Consider the following 16,421-nt stretch of genomic DNA (forward strand, 5'->3'; position numbering starts at 1 on the left):
CGTCGGGCCACAATGGAGCCATGCAACTGACGCACTTCGGCCACTCGTGCCTGCTCGCGAGCTTCCCGGATGGCACCGGAAAACAGACGACGGTGCTGTTCGACCCGGGCACCTTCTCCCACGGTTTCGAGGGCATCACCGGACTCGACGCGATCATGATCACCCATCAGCATCCCGACCATGCCGATCCCGCCCGGCTACCGGCGCTGGTGGCGGCAAACCCGCAGGCCGCGCTCTACGCCGACCCGCAGACCGCGGCGCAGCTCGGCGGCGACTGGCGGGCCGTCCACGCCGGGGACAGCTTCACCCTGGGGCACCTTTCGGTGCGCGGGGTCGGGGGCACCCATGCGGTCATCCATCCCGAGCTGCCGGTGATCGACAACACGTCCTATCTCATCGGCGACGCCGACCACCCGGCCAGGTTGATGCATCCCGGTGATGCGTTGTTCGTGCCAGGGGAACCGGTCGACGTGCTGGCCACGCCCGCGGCCGCACCCTGGATGAAGGTGTCCGAGGCCGTGGACTACCTGCGCGCCGTCGCGCCGGCCAGGGCGGTGCCCATCCACCAGGGCATCATCGAGCCCGCCGCGCGCGGCATCTTCTACGGCAGGCTCTCGGAGATGACCGACACCGACTTCCAGGTCCTCGATCCCGAGAACGGAACGCAGTTCTGATCCCGCGCCGGATCCTGCTGTGGTGGCCGCCGATCGGTATCACGGCGATGGTGCTGCTCGGACTGGTCGTCGGCCGCGGGCCGACGGCCTTCGACGATTCGGCGCTGACGGTGCTGCAGCGCATCTTCGGTCCCGAGCCGATCTGGATGCTCTACTTCAGCTGGTCGCTGACGATGATGGTGACGCTGGCCATCGCGGTGCTGATCGCGCTGATCCGGCGGCGGTGGCGGCTGGCGGTGGTGGTGGCGCTCTGCCCGCTGGTGTCGGTGCTCATCACCCGACTGCTCAAACCGCTGTTCGGGCGCTACAAGGGTGATGCGTTGGCCTATCCGAGCGGGCACACCGCCGTCGCGATCACGGTGACGGCGATGCTGGTGGTGGCCACCGGTTATGTGCTCTGGGTGACGGTGCTGGCCGTGGTGGTCGGGGTGATCGGAGCCCTCAGCATGGCGACCACCGATCTGCACTATCTGACCGACAACATCGGTTCGGTGTTCTTCGCCACCGCGATGGTGTGCCTGGCAATCCTGGCCGCCGGGCCTCAGGCGGTGGCGTCCGCCGCGGCGCGCCCCGCCGCCCGGCCGGAGAACACGCAACCGCCGAGGAACGTTCCCTCCAAGGAGCGGTAACCGTGCACCCCGCCGCCGCCGAATCCGGCGGCCTCGCCTGCGGCGTACAGCCCGTCGAACACCGTGCCGTCCGGGCGTAGCGCCCGGGCCTGCAGGTCGGTTTCCAGACCGCCCAACGACTTCCTGGTCAGGATGTGCAATTTCACCGCGATCAGCGGCCCGGCCTTCGGGTCGGTCAGCCGGTGCGGTGCGACCACCCGCGCGATCCGGTCCGGCAGGTACTCGCGGGCGCCGCGGATCGCGGTGATCTGGCTGTCCTTGCTGAACTTGTTGACCACTTCCCGGTCGCGCGCGGTGACCTCGGCCTCGACGGTGGCGTAGTCCAGCGGTTCGACATCGGGGACCTTGTTCATCGCGACCACCAGCTCGCGCAACGTGTTCCCGGTGACGAAGTCGACACCCTTGTCGACGAAGGCTCGCACCGGCGCCGGTCCACCGTCGCGTCCGCGGGCGAGCACCGCCCGGACGCTGCGCCCGGTCAGATCGGGGTTCTGTTCCTGGCCGGACAGGCCGAACTCCTTGGCGATGATGCGGGCATTGAGCACGAACCAGGTGTAGTCCTGGCCGGTGGTGGTGATGTACTCCAGCGTGCCCAAGGTGTCGAAACCCGGGTACAGCGGGACCGGTAGGCGCTTGCCGGTGGCGTCCAGCCACAGCGACGATGGGCCGGGCAGGATTCGGATGCCGTGATCGGGCCAGATCGGGTCGTAGTTGGTGATGCCCTCGGTGTAGTGCCACATCCGGTCACTGTTGATGATGCTCGCCCCGGCCGACTCGCTGATCTGCAGCATCCGGCCGTCGACGTGCGCGGGCACCCCGGACAGCAGCTGCTTGGGCACCCGCCCCATCCTGGCCGGCCAGTTTTTGCGCACCAGATCGTGGTTGCCCCCGATACCACCGCTGGCCACGACGACGGCCTGGGCGCGAAACTCGAACTCACCGACGGTGTTGCGTGACGACGGCGCGCCGCGCGGTGCGTCGGAGGGCTCCAACACCGCGCCGCGCACCCCGACCACCGACCCGTTCTCGACGATCAGCTCATCGACACGGTGACGGTGGGCGAACCTGGCCCTCGGTTGTCGATGCAGCCGGCGCGCAAAAACGTCGACCAGCGCGGGTCCGGTTCCCCAGGTGATGTGGAACCGCGGCACCGAGTTGCCATGCCCCAGCGCACCATAACCACCGCGTTCGGCCCAGCCGACCATCGCGAAGGTCTGCAACCCGCGCTCACGCAACCAGGCGCGCTTCTCCCCGGCGGCGAAGTCCACGTAGGCGTGCGCCCACTGGCGCGGCCAGTGGTCCTCCTCACGGTCGAATCCCGCGCTGCCGAGCCAGTCCTGCAGCGCCAGTTCGTGGCTGTCACGGATGCCGAGGCGCCGCTGTTCGGGACTGTCGACCAGGAACAACCCACCGAAGGACCAGTACGCCTGCCCGCCGATATTGGCGGCATTCTCCTGGTCGACGATCAATACGCGACGTCCGCGTTCGATCAGCTCCGCAGCGGCGACCAGTCCTGCCAGTCCCGCACCCACCACGATCACGTCGGCATCAGCCATGCCGACCAACGTAGTCTCAGGCGGCGTCGGTGAGGGCGGGATCGGCCTCCCACCGGTAGGTGTCGGGGCGGCAGCCGTGCCCCACAGCCAGGTCGATGGCGTCGAAGACAGCCCGGCGCGGGCCGGTCTCGGCGAGCTGGCGGGCCGAGACCACCAGCCGCACGGTCCCGCCGCGGCGGGCAGTGCGGTCGGCGGAGAGCACCAGCGTGCGACACCACCACGGTTCGGACAGGAAGCCGGCACCGATACCGAGCACCCGGGTGCGCTCGGTGTGGCGGCGCACCAGGTCGGTGACCCCGGTGAGACCGGCCAGCAGTCGGAAGCCGTTGCGCGGCAGTGCCGCGACGGCGCCGTCGGATACCGTCCACCCGGGGGCGGCGAACAGCCGCGTGCGCAGCCCGAGGTGCTCCATCGCCCGGTCGGCTCCCATCAGCCGCAGATTCGCCTCGTGCGCGGGCAGGGTGGCGAACTCGCTGCGGCGCTTCTTGGTGGCGGCCTCGTCGAACCCGTGCAGCACAATGGCATCCCCGGCGGCGCGGCGCTCGGCCAGCCAGCCCACCGTGCGTGGATCATGTTCCAGCCGGTACCCGCCCTTCAGCCGCGGGGCCACCAGCAGCGATACCGGGATGCCGCGGTTGTCGAGGTCCTCACAGAATCCGTCGGCGGCAGCCAGGGTGCGGTCCCTGATCCCGGATATCGAGACGATCAGTTCGGCAGTCACACCCGCAGTGTGGCAACGTCAGATGTCGCGACGGTTGCGAACACCCGGACACCAGTTGGCTATCTGGGGAGCACGGCCTCGATGGCGCTGAGCACCTCAGGGGCATCGGGTTCGGTTTGCGGCCGGAACCGGTTGACCACCGTGCCGTCCGGTCCGATCAGGAATTTCTCGAAATTCCACTGGACGTCGCCCGCCGTACCCTCGGCGTCGGCAGTCTTGGTGAGCTCGGCATAGAGCGGATGCCGATTCGCACCGTTGACATCGGTCTTGGCCAGCAGCGGGAAGGTCACCCCGTAGGTCGAGGAGCAGAATGACTGGATCTCCTCGGCCGTCCCGGGCTCCTGCCCCATGAACTGGTTGCACGGAACCCCGACGACGGTCAGACCGCGTGCGGCGTAGTCGCGCGCCAGCTTCTCCAGGGCGGTGTACTGCGGGGTCAAACCACATTTGGAGGCGACGTTGACCACCAGCGTTGCGCCGTCGGACAATTCGCCCAGGGTCGCGGCACCACCGTCGAGCGTGGTCAGCGGGATGTTGTGCAAGCTCACCACCTCGACGCTAGCGGCCGATCCTGCCCGACGCTAGAGTTTGGGTCCGCCGAACAGGCTGTGCACCTGTCCCTGACCGTGATTCTCCGGGTCGGCGGTGGCCAGGATCCAGGCGTACTGGAAGGCCGCCTCCTTCCAGCGCTCATAACGCCCGCTGATCCCGCCGTGCCCTGCCACCATCTCGGTTTTCAGCAGCACCTTGGCGGTGTCGGGGGTCAGCTGCGCGTGGCGCAGTGCGGCGACCCATTTGGCGGGCTCGGTGTAGTAGACCCTGGTGTCGTTGAGCGAGGTCATCGCCAGCACGGCCGGGTAGTCCAAGGATGCGACGTTCTCGTACGGCGAGTACGACTTCATGTACTCGTAGACGTCCTTGTCCGCCAACGGGTTTCCCCATTCGTCCCATTCGGTGACGGTCAGCGGCAACGACGGATCCAGGATGGTGGTCAGCGGGTCGACGAAGGGCACCTGGGCCAGCACCCCGGCGAACAGGTGCGGGGCGATGTTGAGCACTGCGCCGACCAGCAACCCACCGGCACTGCCGCCGAGCGCCACCAGATTGGCGGGCCGGGTCAGATCGGTGGTGATCAGATGCTCGGCGACGGCCACGAAGTCGGTGAACGAGTTGGCCTTCTTGAGCAGCTTGCCGTCCTCATACCAGGGCCGCCCCAGCTCTCCGCCGCCACGGACATGCGCGACGGCGAACACCATGCCACGGTCCAGCAGCGACAACCGCGCGATGGAGAACCGCGGATCCTCACACGATTCGTAGGCGCCATACCCGTACAGCAGTGTCGGCGCCGGGAACGCCAGTCCGGCTCGGTGCACGATCGAGATCGGGATGCGCGCGCCGTCTGCGGCGACGGCCCAATCGCGGCGTTCGACGTAATCCTCGGGCCGGTAGTCGCCCAGCACGGGTTGCTCGCGCAACAGCGTCCGCTCGCCGGTGACCAGATCCAGGTCGTAGATGCGCACCGGGATCACCCAGGACACCGCGCCGACCCGCAGCTTCGGCGAGGACCAGTTCGGGTTGCCGCCCAGGCCCGCCGACATCAGCTCGGATTCGAAGGCGATCTCGGTCGGCGCACCGTAGGAGCCGTCGGATTCGATGGGCCACAGCTGGATACGGGGTAACGCCTCCCGGCGGTAGCTGACCACCAGATGTGTCGCGAAGGCGTCGACCCCGTCGAGGCGGACGTCATCGCGGTGCTCGATCAGCGTCCGAAACGCTGTCGGGTCGCTGACCGGTGCGTCGACGAGGGTGAAGTTGACCGCGCCGTCGTTGTGCAAGATCAGGAAGCGGTCCTCACCGCCGACCACCGCGTGCTCGACGGAGTATTCGATACCGTCGCGCCGCGGCAGCACCACGGTGAACGGCGCTTCCGGATCGGCGGCGTCGGCGTAGCGGATCTCGGTGGTGATCGCACTGCCCGCGGCGATGATGACGTACTTGTCGCTGCGGGTGCGCCCGACGCCGAGCCAATACCGTTCGTCTGCCTCGTGATACACCTTCTGCGCGGGCAACCCGGAGCCGAGTCGATGCCGCCACACGGTGTCCGGACGCCATGCGTCGTCGACGGTGACGTAGTACACCGACTGATTGTCCGCACCCCAGGTCACTCCGGAGCCGATGCCGACGATGGTGTCCTCGTAGAGCTGGTTGGTGCGTAAGTCCTTGAAGCGCAGGGTATACCGCTCGTCGCCCTTGACGTCGACCGAGTAGGCCAGGATGTTGCCGTCGACGCTCACGCTGACCGCGCCGAGGGAAAAGAACTCGTGCCCCTCGGCCTCGACGTTCTCGTCGAGCAGGATCTGCTCACCGGCGACTGCGGTGTTCTCGTCGAGCTCGGGTGGCGTCCAGTCGTCCGGATCGCTGATCGGGCAACGGCAGTGCACGCCGTACTGCTTGCCCTCGAAACTGCGCGCGTAGTACCACCAGTTGTCACGGCGGGTCGGGATGGAGAGATCGGTCTCCTTCGTGCGCGCCTTGATCTCGTCGAAGATCCGCTGCCGCAACGGCGCCAGCACCGCGGTGGCCGCCTCGGTGTGTGCGTTCTCGGCCTCCAGGTGCGCGATGACCTCCGGGTTGTCCTTGTCGCGCAACCATTCGTAGGGATCGATGAACACATCACCGTGGTGCTCGCGGCGGTGCTCGACCCGCTTGGCCACCGGCGGCTGCACCGTGCTCATGAACCGATCCAATCGGAGAAACTCAAACCCGAAATCCTCTCGTAGGCCTCGATATAACGGGCCCTCGTGGCCGCGGCGATCTCGGCGGGCAGCGGTGGAGGTGGCGCATCACCGTGGCGGTCCCACCCCGAGTCCGGCCCGGTCAGCCAGTTACGGACGAACTGCTTGTCATAGCTGGGCTGCACCACGCCCTCCCGGTAGGAGTCCGCGGGCCAGTACCGCGACGAGTCCGGCGTCAGCACCTCGTCGGCGAGCACCAGTTCGCCGGCGGTGTCCCCACTGGTGGAGATGCCGAACTCGAACTTCGTGTCGGCGACGATGATGCCCTTGCCCAACGCGTGCTCGGCGGCGCGTGCGTAGATGTTCAGCGTGGCCTCGCGCAACCTCGCGGCGCGCTCGGCGCCGACCAAGTCGACGACCGCGTCGAAGGAGACGTTCTCGTCGTGCGCGCCGATCTCGGCCTTGGTGGCCGGGGTGAACAGCGGCTCGGCGAACTTGCTGGCCTCGACCAGACCGGCGGGCAGCTCGATCCCGCACACCGAACCCGTGCGTTGATAGTCCAACAGTCCGGAGCCGGTCAGGTAACCGCGGGCCACACATTCCACCGGCAGCATCTCCAACGCGCGGACGACCAGGGCGCGGCCCAGCACCTCCTGCGGGATGCGCTCGTCATCCGGCGGTCCGGCCAGGTGGTTCGGCACCGCGAGGTGGTCGAAGAAGAACACGCTCATCGCGGTGAGGATCCGGCCCTTGTCCGGAATCTCGGTGTCCAGGATGTGGTCGAACGCCGAGATGCGGTCGGAGGCGACGAACAACAGATGGTCGGCATCGATGCGGTACAACTCGCGTACCTTGCCGCTGGCCAGATGCTGGTAGTCGGTCAGAGCTGGGCGCATTGGCCCACCCTATGTGCTGGGATCTTTTCCATGAGACTGCGGTACCTGCCCTACGCGACCAAACCCGGCCGGTTGCTGGCCCAGATCATCAGCGATGTCGTCGTCATCGGATGGACCGCGATCTGGGTGCTGGTGGGCAGCGCGGTGTATACCGCCGTCGCCACCATCGCCGACGTGGGCCGTCAGGTGCACGACGGCGCCGACGGCGTCTCGGGCAGCCTGGACTCAGCGGGGAACAGTGTCGACGGTGTGCCGCTGATCGGCAACGGGTTGAGCGGCCCACTGCGTGCCGCCAGCGATGCGGCCGCCGAGATCGCCGGTGCCGGTCATAATCTCGATTCCACGGCGAGTTGGCTGGCCTGGGTGCTGGCGGTCGCGGTGGCCGCGACACCGATCCTCGCGGTGGCCATGCCGTGGCTCTACCTGCGGATTCGGTTCTTCCGCCGCAAGTTGACGGTGCTCACCCTCGCCTCGACGCATGCCGGGCAGGAACTGCTGGCCATGCGGGCGCTGGCCAACCGTCCACTGGCCAAGCTGACGGCGGTGGATCCCGATCCGATCGGGGCGTGGCGTCGTGACGACCGCCCCGCCATCCGAGGTCTGGCGCTGCTGGAACTGCACGCGGCGGGCGTGCGTCTGTAGGGACGTGGGCACGCACGCCGACGGGACGGTGAGTTAGCGTGCCCTTATGTCGTCGGCCGTCGCAGTCAGCATGCGCGACCGCCGCCCCGCCGGTCTGCTCCTGGCCATCGCGACGCTGGGGCTGATGTGCGTGCTCAGCCTGGCGATCGGCACCGAGAGTGTCGCGCTCTCGACGGTATGGCAGGCGGTGACCGATTTCACCGATACCGGTGATCAGTGGATCGTCCACGATCTGCGCATCCCGCGGACGGTGCTGGGCATCGTGGTCGGCATCGCGCTCGGTTTGTCCGGGGCCTTGATCCAGGGTCTGACCCGTAACCCGCTGGCGGACAGCCAGATCCTGGGCATCGATGCCGTCGCCGGCCTGTTCGTCGTGGCCGCGATCGCCTTCCTGCATATGAGTTCGCTGCTGACCTACGTCTGGTTCGCCTTCCTCGGCGCGGCCATTGCCATGGTGTTGGTCTATCTGGTGGGCACCGCCGGTCGCGCCGTCGTGACCCCGGTGCGGATGCTGTTGGCCGGTGTCGCGGTGGGCGCGGTCGCCGACGGCGTCTCCTTCACCATCCGGCTGCAGAACCCACGTGCCTTCGACTCGATGCGATTCTGGGATGCCGGTGCGCTCGACGGCCGCGGACTGGACGCCGTGTGGGTGGTGACGCCGTTCATCGTGGTGGGCGCGGTGTTGTGCTTCTACATCAGCCGCGGGCTCAACGCGATCGCGCTCGGTGATGATCTGGCCGTCGCCATGGGCGGCAATGTCGTGCGCACGCGGGCGCTCGGGCTGATCGCGGTGACGCTGCTCGCCGGAGCAGCGACCGCTGCGGCCGGTCCGATCGGCTTCGTCGGGTTGATGGTCCCCCATGCGGTGCGGTGGTTCACCGGCCCGGACTGGCGGTGGATCTGCGCGTTCTGCGTGGTCGCCGGACCCGCGCTGCTACTGGCCGCCGATATCGTGGGGCGCGTGGTGGTGGCCCCCGGTGAACTACCCGCAGGCATCGTCACCGCGTTCCTGGGTGCCCCGGTCCTGATCTGGCTGGTGCGCCGCAGCAAGGCCAGCGCGCTGTGAGCATCGATTTCGGCCGCCCACAGCTGGTGGTCCGGCGCGGATCGCGGGTCGCCCTGCGGGCTTCCTGGCGCAGCATCGCGGTGCTGTCGGCGCTGGGCGCCGCCGCGCTGTTGTTGGCGGTGCTTGCCCTCGGGGTCGGTGAGTACCCGGTCTCCCCCGCCGAGGTCATCGCCGTGCTGACCGGTTCCGACCGCAGCTTCACCAGTGTCGTGGTGCTGCAGTGGCGGATGCCGCGCATCGTCGCGGCCCTCGTCATCGGCGCCGCACTCGGGGTGTCCGGCGCAATCTTCCAGGCCCTGACACGCAATCCGCTCGGCAGCCCGGATGTCATCGGTTTCGGGTTCGGTTCCTATACCGGCGCGCTGGTGGCGATCGCGCTCTTCGGTGGTGGCTACTACCTGACCGCCGGTGGTGCGGTGATCGGCGGTCTGCTCACCGCGGTGGCGGTCTATCTGCTGGCGTACCGCAACGGTATTGCCGGTTTCCGGCTGATCATCGTCGGCATCGCGGTCAGTGCCGTGCTCAGCTCGCTGAATCAATGGATCATCCTCAAGCTCAAGCTGCATCAGGCCGTGACGGCGGCCATCTGGCAGCAGGGCACGCTCAACGGTCTGCGGTGGGAACAAGTCGGCCCGGTGCTGGTCTGTGTCGCGATCGCGCTGCTCGGCGTGGTGGCCATCGGGCCGCAACTGCCGGTGCTGCAGATGGGTGACGATGTGGCGGGTGCGCTCGGGGTGAGCCCGGAACGCGCCAGGCTGGCCTACTTCGGGGCCGGGGTGGTGTTGATCGCGGTGGCGACGGCGGCCGCCGGGCCGATATCGTTCGTCGCGCTGGCCGCCCCGCAATTGGTGCGCCGGTTGACCGCGACGCCCGGGGTCGGGCTGGTGTCCTCGGCGGTGATGGGCGCCGTTCTGCTGCTTGCCAGCGATCTGATCGCGCTGCGTATCTTCGCTCCCGCCGAGCTTCCGGTGGGCGCGGTCACGGTGGTGGCCGGTGGGTTGTATCTGGTGTGGCTGCTGATCTTTCAGGCACGGCGATAGGGAGAACATGGCAACGTTGCGCGCGCAGGACCTGACGCTCGGCTACTCGGACACCCCGATCGTGTCCGGTTTGAACGCCGAGATCACCGAGGGTGCCATCACCGCGATCGTGGGGCCCAACGCCTGTGGAAAGTCGACGCTCCTACGGGGACTGGCTCGGTTGTTGCGTCCCGCCGGGGGACAGGTGCTCCTCGATGGCGCCGATATCAGCTCGCTGCGCACCAAGGATGTCGCCCGCAAGCTGGGCCTGCTCCCGCAGTCCTCGATCGCGCCGGAGGGCATCACCGTCGCCGATCTGGTTGCCCGGGGCCGGTTTCCGCATCAGCGGGTACTTCGCCAGTTCACCCGCGACGACGAGGTGGCGGTGGCCGAGGCGATGGAGGCCACCGGGGTGACGGCCCTGTCGGGACGGGCTGTCGACGAGCTGTCCGGCGGCCAGCGGCAACGGGTATGGGTGGCGATGGTGCTGGCCCAGCAGACCCCGCTGATCCTGCTGGACGAGCCGACCACGTTCCTCGATATCGCCCACCAGATCGAATTGCTGGACCTGTTCGCCGAACTGAACGACACCCAGGGCCGCACCATCGTCGCGGTGCTGCACGATCTGAACCATGCGTGCCGCTTCGCCGATCAGATCATCGCGATGAAGGCCGGCCGCATCGTCGCCCAGGGCGAACCGGCGCGCGTGATCACCGCGGATCTCGTCGAGGATGTCTACGGCATGAAATGCCAGATCATCGACGACCCGGAAACCGGAACACCGTTGGTGGTTCCGCGCGCCTCGCCGCGCGACCGCGCCCGCCGTCGCTAGGAGTCCGACAGGTCGGCGACCGGCCTGCCTGTCAGAGCGTTGCTCAACTGCGGAACCAGCAGGTCGATGGCGTAGAGCAGGGCATTGGGCCCGCCGTAGGCCAATGCGCCGCTCAGCGTCGACTCCGATCCGGCGTAGAGGGTGCGGTCCTCGCGCACCACGGAAAGTCGCTGGAATGCCGGTGAGGCTGCCAGCTGCTGCTTGGTGACCCCGTTGACGAACAGCACATCGCCCTCGAGCAGGCTCAGCTTCTCCTGGGAGACCTCGCCGACGGTGTCCTGCGCGCCGAACCCGAGCTCGTCGAACAGGGCACGCCGCGGGTCACCCTTGCCGATCAGGTAGGGCGCGTCGACCTCGGAGCTGAAATCGGCAACCAGGGTCTTGCCCGCGAATTCCGGATGGTCGCCGGTGGCCTGCGCGATCTTGGCTTCGACCTCGTCGACGAGTTCCTTGGCCCGCTGCTCCTTGCCCAGCGCCTTGCCTGTGGTCAGGAGCTGGACGTTCCAGGGGGTTTCCTCATCCGGGTAATCGGCGGACTGGATCACCGTCGGCGCGATCTGAGACAGCTGGTCGTAGGTCTTCTGGTCGATGGTCTCGTAGATGGCGAAGATGACATCGGGTTTGGCTGCCGCGACCGCCTCGAAGTTGATGGTGTCACCCTCGATGATCGGCACGCCCTTACCGTCGGTCTCGGCCTTGACCCAGGGGAAGTCGTTGTAGTTGTCATACCAGGCGCGGGTCCCCACCGGGACGACACCGAGCGCCAGCACAAAATCCTGGTCGTTCCAGCCCATCGTGACGATATTGCGCGGGTTGGCAGGCACCGTGGTCTCGCCGAACTTGTGCGAGATGGTGACGGCATCGCCGGCCGGCCCGGGATCGGCCGTCTCGCTACTCGCGCACCCCGCGAGGACGCCGACGGCAAGGACGAGGGTGGCCAGCATGGCCGTGACGCGCAGCATTAGGCGAGCCTAACCTAGGCGGATCCGCCTCCGCCGCCGAGTCGGCGCAGCCAACTCCCGAACGGATGCCGCACGGTCACCGAGCCCAGTCGGATCCGCCCGCGCACGATGACATGCAGCTGATCCGAGGGCGGGGTCCCCCGCACCTTGACCGTCGAGCTGCCCATCAGTGCGTCGACACCGTTGACATCCGCGGTAGCGCCCGTCGGCAGGATGAGCTCGGTGGAGCTGCAGTAGTCGTCGATGACCACCTGGACCACCGGCCCCGGTAACACCGCCGAGGTGAAGTCCAGTGTGGTGCTGCACATCCGGGTGTGCAGCACGAGCATCGGTGCGACCGTCCAGATGCCGCGGCGGTCGATCGATGTCATCCAGCCGCGGAGCTGATCGGGTGGCAGCTGCGGGCGGGCCGGCACCCCGAGCTGCTGGGCAGGCAGATCGGCGAGGACGGTACGCAGTTCTCCGCGGGTGCGGGCGGCCAGCACCGAATCCGTCCGATCGGCGAACTCGTCGAGGGTCAACATGCCCTCGGATACGGCGCGTTCGAGCAGTCCGTTCACCCGCGCCCGGTCGGCATCGGAGACGCGGAGGTGATCGTCGGGGCTCGAAACCATACCTGCGAGGGTAACGATCAGCCGAACTCGACGTACATGTGCCGCATCCCGGTGTGCCGGTTACTGCGGGTCCACTCGACCGGCGCCACCAGCCGGGCCGAGCCGAACCGGGTGAGCAGTTCCTCGAACAGCACCCGAAGTTCGAGCCTGGCCAGGTTGGCACCGAGGCAGTAGTGGACACCTTGACCGAAACCCAAGTGCGGGTTGGGTTTCCGGGTGATGTCGAACTTGTCGGGGTCGACGAACACCGCCGGGTCGCGATTGGCCGAACCTTCCCAGATCTGCACCTTCTGCCCTGGCTCGATCCGGCAGCCACCCAGTGTCACCGCGGCGGTGGCGGTGCGCCGCTTCGACGGTGACGGAGTGGTCCAGCGCACCATCTCCTCGATGGCCGATGACAACAGCGACAGGTCGCCGCGCAGCAGATCGAATTGCTCGGGATGCTCGATGAGTGCCAGCAGCCCACCCGCAACGGCATTGCGGGTGGTCTCCGCACCGGCACTGAACAGCAGACTGAAGAACAGATAAAGCTCCAGATCGGACAACGGGGTCGCGGTGTCGTCCAGCTCCGCATTGGCGACCACCGAGAGCATGTCATCGGTCGGAGTGGCCCGTTTCGCGGCGATCAGGTCCATCCCGTAGCTGTACATCCGCGAGCCGGCCTCTTCGGCGCTCAACTGCCCGACCGCAGCACTTCGCGCCTTGCCGAAGTCGAACTGCGGCTCGATCGCCTCGAACAACCAGTGCCGTTCGGAATCGGGGACTCCCAACAGGATGCAGATCATCTGCATCGGCAGTTCGGCGGCGACATCGACCAGGAAATCCAACGGTTCACCCGGTGTGACCGCCTCCAGCAGGGTGCGGGCACGGGCGCGCAGATCCTCTTCGACGCGGGTGATCATCCGCGGGGTCAATCCGGAACTGACCAACCGCCGGATCTGGGCGTGCCGCGGGTCATCCATCATGTTGAGCACCTGACCGGCAACGGCGAGGTCCTGTAGCAGCGTTCCCCCGTAGGGTCGCGCGCCGCCGGTCACCGAGGAGTAGGTCTGCGGATCACGCAGAACGGCAAGGGTTTCGGCATAGGTCGCCACCGACCAGAAGCCCTCGCCGTCGGGTGTGTGCACGGTCGGTTCGTGCCAGTGGACCGGAGCCTCACGACGATGCAGCGCGAACAATTCGTGCGGGAATCCGCGCGCGAAATTGTCCAGATCGGTGAGGTCGGCCAGGGTCACAGAATGGCGCCCGAGGTGTACTTCGCCGCGTCGGGATAACGGCCGATCAGTTCCCCGACGGCGGCGACGACGCCGTCGACCTGGTCACCGGCGGCGCCGGTGAACGCCGCCTTGTCGGCCAGCGCGTCATCGAGGGCGATCCGATCCAGCGGCAGGCGCGGATCGGCGGCCAACCGGTCCAGCAGATCGGGTTCGGCACCCTTCTCGCGCATGGCCAGCGCGACGGCCACCGCATGCTCCTTGATGACCTCGTGCGCGGTTTCGCGGCCGACGCCGGCGCGCACCGCGGCGATCAGGATCCGGGTGGTGGCCAGGAACGGCAGGTAGCGGTCCAGTTCGCGCTGGATGACGGCCGGGTAGGCGCCGAACTCGTCCAGCACGGTCAGGAATGTCTCGGTCTGTCCGTCGATGGCGAAGAAGGCGTCCGGCAGTGCCACCCGGCGCACCACTGAACAGAACACGTCACCCTCGTTCCATTGCGCACCCGCCAGTTCGGCGGCCATCGACGCGTAACCGCGAAGCACCACCTGCAACCCGTTCACCCGTTCACAGGAGCGGGTGTTCATCTTGTGCGGCATGGCCGAGGACCCGACCTGGCCCGGCGCGAAGCCCTCGGTGACCAGTTCGTGGCCCGCCATCAGGCGGATGGTGTGCGCGAACGAGGACGGACCCGCGCCCAGCTGCACGAGGGCGGACACCACATCGTGGTCCAACGATCGCGGGTACACCTGCCCAACGCTGGTGAAAACGTCGGTGAAGCCCAGGAACTCGGCAACCCGACGTTCCAACTCGGCGAGCTTGCCCGCATCGCCACCGAACAGATCGAGCATGTCCTGGGCCGTTCCCATCGGGCCCTTCACCCCGCGCAGCGGGTACCGGTCGATCAGTTCACGCAGCCGAATCAGCGCCACCAGCGTCTCCTCGGCGGCCGAGGCGAATCGCTTACCGAGGGTGGTGGCCTGGGCGGCGACGTTGTGGCTGCGACCGGCCATCACCAGATCGCGGTAGAGCACCGCCCGCTCGGCCAACCGCGCGACGACCGCGACGCCGTGGGCGAACACCAGTTCCAGCGATTGCCGGATCTGCAGCTGCTCGACGTTCTCGGTCAGGTCGCGGCTGGTCATGCCCTTATGCACGTGCTCGTGGCCGGCGAGGGCGTTGAATTCTTCGATACGGGCCTTCACATCGTGGCGGGTCACCCGTTCGCGCGCCGCGATGGAGTCGAGATCGACGGTTCCGAGCACCCGCTCGTAGTCCTCGACGACCCCGTCCGGGACCGGAATGCCGAGTTCGGACTGGGCGCGCAGGACGGCCAGCCAAAGCCGGCGCTCGGCGATGATCTTGTTCTCCGGCGACCAGATCTCGGCCATCTCGGCGCTTGCGTAGCGGTTGGCCAGAACATTCGGGATCGTCACGGACACACAGCTTAGGGGGCGTCCTCGAGATGGCTCGGATCGGTGATGCCCTCACCGCGGATCCCGAGTTGCCGATTGATCAGCGTGGTCACCCCATAGAGGACGACACCGGTGACGACCAGCAGGCCGGCCAGCAGATACTGCTGCGCCGGCCGCCCGGACAACGGGGTGACCAGATAGGCCGAGGCCAGCGCCCCGATCACAGGCAGCACCGTCGGAGTGCGGAAATGCGCGCCGTCGGCCTTCACGTCGCGGCGCAGCACCAGCACCGCGATGTTGACGATCGTGAAGACCGCCAGCAATAGCAGTGATGTCGTACCGCCCAGGATCGAGATCGCCTTGCTGCTGGCGAAGGCGGACACGTAGAAGATCAGCCCGAATGCGATCACGGTGGTGAAGGCGATGGCAACGTAGGGAGTGTGGCGGGTCCGGTGCACCTGACCGAGCACCGGCGGCAGCACGTGCTGGCGCGCCATACCGTAGATGAGCCTGCTGGCCATCAGCATGTTGATCAGCGCCGTGTTGGAGACGGCGAACATGGTGATGAACGGGAACAGCGTGTCGATGGGCAGTCCCGGCGCGGCAGCCTCGACGACGTCCACCAGCGGGGTAGAGCTCTCCTTGAGGTCGCCGATCGGCACCAGCGCGACCGCGATGATCGACACCAAGACGTATACGACACCCGCGATACCCAGACCGGTGAGCAGGACCTTGGGGAAGATGCGGACCGGGTCCTTGGTCTCCTCGGCCATGTTGACCGAGTCCTCGAAACCGACCATGGCGAAGAACGCCAGCGAGGTCGCGGCCGTCACGGCGACGAATGTGCTTCGGTCGCCTTCGCTTTCGAACACGGTCACCCGGGAGAAGTCGACGTCGCCACCCTGGGTGAAGGCCCACAGCCCGACCAGGATCACCACGCCGAGGCCGGTGATCTCGACGATCGTGAGGACCACGTTCAACTTGACGCTCTCGCTGACGCCGCGGAAGTTGATCGCCGCCAGAATCGCCATGAATGCCAAGGCGATCGCAGCGATGCCGAACTTGCCCCAGTCCAGGCCGAAGCCTTTGACGAAGTTGGAGGCGAAGGCCTGCGATGCCGTCGACGCCGAGGTGATGCCCGAGCACATCACCACGAAAGCGACCAGGAAGGTGACGAAGTGGATGCCGAAAGCCTTGTGCGCGTAGAGCGCTGCGCCGGCCGCCTGCGGATACTTGGTGACCAGTTCCAGATAGGAGAACGCGGTGACGGTCGCGATCAGGAAGGCGATGAGGAACGGCAGCCATGCCGCGCCACCGACCTCGCCCGCGACCTGACCGGTGAGCGCGTAGACGCCGGTGCCCAGGATGTCGCCGACGATGAACAACAACAGCAGACCGGGCCCCATGACCCTTCGCAGCTGCGGTTCGTCGTTGGATTTCGGCTCT

16 protein-coding genes are annotated in these 16,421 nt (G+C 67.4%); 6 read left to right on the forward strand and 10 right to left on the reverse strand.

Going from position 1 to position 16,421, the window contains the following annotated elements; translation table 11 throughout:
• Positions 1-20: 20 nt before the first annotated feature.
• Entirely contained in the window at positions 21-674 is a 654-nt protein-coding gene (locus tag PGN27_RS10740; protein ID WP_335326102.1) for an MBL fold metallo-hydrolase, read from the forward strand.
• A gap of 47 nt (positions 675-721) precedes the next feature.
• The gene (locus PGN27_RS10745) at positions 722-1,303 is read left to right on the forward strand and encodes a phosphatase PAP2 family protein (protein WP_335326103.1); all 582 of its coding nucleotides are present in this window, start codon (positions 722-724) and stop codon (positions 1,301-1,303) included.
• Here PGN27_RS10745 and PGN27_RS10750 read toward each other — a convergent pair.
• Genes PGN27_RS10750 through PGN27_RS10770 form a run of 5 tightly spaced genes read right to left on the reverse strand, consistent with a single transcriptional unit; the run spans position 1,216 to position 7,211 of the window.
• On the reverse strand, positions 1,216-2,859 hold the full coding sequence (locus tag PGN27_RS10750; RefSeq protein ID WP_335326104.1) for an FAD-binding dehydrogenase: 1,644 nt from the start codon (positions 2,857-2,859) through the stop codon (positions 1,216-1,218). The two genes, PGN27_RS10745 and PGN27_RS10750, sit on opposite strands and share 88 nt — an antisense overlap.
• A gap of 16 nt (positions 2,860-2,875) precedes the next feature.
• Complete coding sequence (locus PGN27_RS10755; protein WP_335326105.1) at positions 2,876-3,580, reverse strand: DUF2334 domain-containing protein; 705 nt, start codon at positions 3,578-3,580, stop codon at positions 2,876-2,878.
• A 59-nt stretch (positions 3,581-3,639) separates the two neighbouring features.
• Positions 3,640-4,128, reverse strand: a complete 489-nt coding sequence (locus PGN27_RS10760) for a glutathione peroxidase (RefSeq protein WP_335326106.1) — start codon at positions 4,126-4,128, stop codon at positions 3,640-3,642.
• Positions 4,129-4,161: 33 nt separating this feature from the next.
• The gene (locus PGN27_RS10765; RefSeq protein ID WP_335326107.1) at positions 4,162-6,315 is read right to left on the reverse strand and encodes a S9 family peptidase; all 2,154 of its coding nucleotides are present in this window, start codon (positions 6,313-6,315) and stop codon (positions 4,162-4,164) included.
• The gene (locus PGN27_RS10770) at positions 6,312-7,211 is read right to left on the reverse strand and encodes a phosphoribosylaminoimidazolesuccinocarboxamide synthase (protein ID WP_335326108.1); all 900 of its coding nucleotides are present in this window, start codon (positions 7,209-7,211) and stop codon (positions 6,312-6,314) included. Before PGN27_RS10770 ends, PGN27_RS10765 begins: the two co-directional genes overlap by 4 nt.
• Before the next feature lie 30 nt (positions 7,212-7,241).
• Here PGN27_RS10770 and PGN27_RS10775 point away from each other — a divergent pair, with 30 nt between their 5' ends.
• The 4 genes from PGN27_RS10775 to PGN27_RS10790 are packed head-to-tail and all read left to right on the forward strand — an operon-like array spanning position 7,242 to position 10,770.
• Positions 7,242-7,853 carry a hypothetical protein gene (locus tag PGN27_RS10775; protein WP_335326109.1) on the forward strand — a complete coding sequence of 204 codons (612 nt, stop codon included), beginning with the start codon at positions 7,242-7,244 and terminating at the stop codon, positions 7,851-7,853.
• A 46-nt stretch (positions 7,854-7,899) separates the two neighbouring features.
• On the forward strand, positions 7,900-8,919 hold the full coding sequence (locus PGN27_RS10780; RefSeq protein ID WP_335326110.1) for an iron chelate uptake ABC transporter family permease subunit: 1,020 nt from the start codon (positions 7,900-7,902) through the stop codon (positions 8,917-8,919).
• The gene (locus PGN27_RS10785; RefSeq protein WP_335326111.1) at positions 8,916-9,959 is read left to right on the forward strand and encodes a FecCD family ABC transporter permease; all 1,044 of its coding nucleotides are present in this window, start codon (positions 8,916-8,918) and stop codon (positions 9,957-9,959) included. Before PGN27_RS10780 ends, PGN27_RS10785 begins: the two co-directional genes overlap by 4 nt.
• A gap of 7 nt (positions 9,960-9,966) precedes the next feature.
• A complete protein-coding gene (locus tag PGN27_RS10790) occupies positions 9,967-10,770 on the forward strand; it encodes an ABC transporter ATP-binding protein (protein WP_335326112.1) in 804 nt (267 codons plus the stop codon).
• Here the strand turns inward: PGN27_RS10790 and PGN27_RS10795 are convergent.
• From PGN27_RS10795 to PGN27_RS10815, 5 genes are read right to left on the reverse strand one after another with little or no spacing between them, the layout of a single operon-like run.
• A complete protein-coding gene (locus tag PGN27_RS10795) occupies positions 10,767-11,732 on the reverse strand; it encodes an ABC transporter substrate-binding protein (RefSeq protein WP_335326113.1) in 966 nt (321 codons plus the stop codon). The two genes, PGN27_RS10790 and PGN27_RS10795, sit on opposite strands and share 4 nt — an antisense overlap.
• A 14-nt stretch (positions 11,733-11,746) precedes the next feature.
• Complete coding sequence (locus PGN27_RS10800; protein ID WP_335326114.1) at positions 11,747-12,346, reverse strand: DUF1707 SHOCT-like domain-containing protein; 600 nt, start codon at positions 12,344-12,346, stop codon at positions 11,747-11,749.
• Positions 12,347-12,363: 17 nt separating this feature from the next.
• On the reverse strand, positions 12,364-13,581 hold the full coding sequence (locus PGN27_RS10805; RefSeq protein ID WP_335326115.1) for a cytochrome P450: 1,218 nt from the start codon (positions 13,579-13,581) through the stop codon (positions 12,364-12,366).
• The gene (gene purB / locus PGN27_RS10810) at positions 13,578-14,996 is read right to left on the reverse strand and encodes an adenylosuccinate lyase (RefSeq protein WP_335326116.1); all 1,419 of its coding nucleotides are present in this window, start codon (positions 14,994-14,996) and stop codon (positions 13,578-13,580) included. The genes PGN27_RS10805 and purB overlap by 4 nt, the downstream gene beginning before the upstream one ends.
• Positions 14,997-15,007: 11 nt before the next feature.
• The gene (locus PGN27_RS10815) at positions 15,008-16,381 is read right to left on the reverse strand and encodes an APC family permease (protein ID WP_277624702.1); all 1,374 of its coding nucleotides are present in this window, start codon (positions 16,379-16,381) and stop codon (positions 15,008-15,010) included.
• Between the last annotated feature and the right edge of the window lie 40 nt (positions 16,382-16,421).

Origin of the sequence: Mycolicibacterium neoaurum, assembly GCF_036946495.1 — a bacterium.
Classification (GTDB): Bacteria; Actinomycetota; Actinomycetes; order Mycobacteriales; family Mycobacteriaceae; genus Mycobacterium; species Mycobacterium neoaurum_B.

Coding starts and splice junctions, on each gene's coding strand:
- PGN27_RS10795 (WP_335326113.1), bottom strand. CDS start 11,732: ATGCTGCGCGTCACGGCCATGCTGGCCACCCTCGTCCTTGCCGTCGGC.
- PGN27_RS10765 (WP_335326107.1), bottom strand. CDS start 6,315: ATGAGCACGGTGCAGCCGCCGGTGGCCAAGCGGGTCGAGCACCGCCGC.
- PGN27_RS10740 (WP_335326102.1), top strand. CDS start 21: ATGCAACTGACGCACTTCGGCCACTCGTGCCTGCTCGCGAGCTTCCCG.
- PGN27_RS10775 (WP_335326109.1), top strand. CDS start 7,242: ATGAGACTGCGGTACCTGCCCTACGCGACCAAACCCGGCCGGTTGCTG.
- PGN27_RS10770 (WP_335326108.1), bottom strand. CDS start 7,211: ATGCGCCCAGCTCTGACCGACTACCAGCATCTGGCCAGCGGCAAGGTA.
- PGN27_RS10780 (WP_335326110.1), top strand. CDS start 7,900: ATGTCGTCGGCCGTCGCAGTCAGCATGCGCGACCGCCGCCCCGCCGGT.
- PGN27_RS10750 (WP_335326104.1), bottom strand. CDS start 2,859: ATGGCTGATGCCGACGTGATCGTGGTGGGTGCGGGACTGGCAGGACTG.
- PGN27_RS10815 (WP_277624702.1), bottom strand. CDS start 16,381: ATGGGGCCCGGTCTGCTGTTGTTGTTCATCGTCGGCGACATCCTGGGC.
- PGN27_RS10790 (WP_335326112.1), top strand. CDS start 9,967: ATGGCAACGTTGCGCGCGCAGGACCTGACGCTCGGCTACTCGGACACC.
- PGN27_RS10800 (WP_335326114.1), bottom strand. CDS start 12,346: ATGGTTTCGAGCCCCGACGATCACCTCCGCGTCTCCGATGCCGACCGG.
- PGN27_RS10745 (WP_335326103.1), top strand. CDS start 722: ATGGTGCTGCTCGGACTGGTCGTCGGCCGCGGGCCGACGGCCTTCGAC.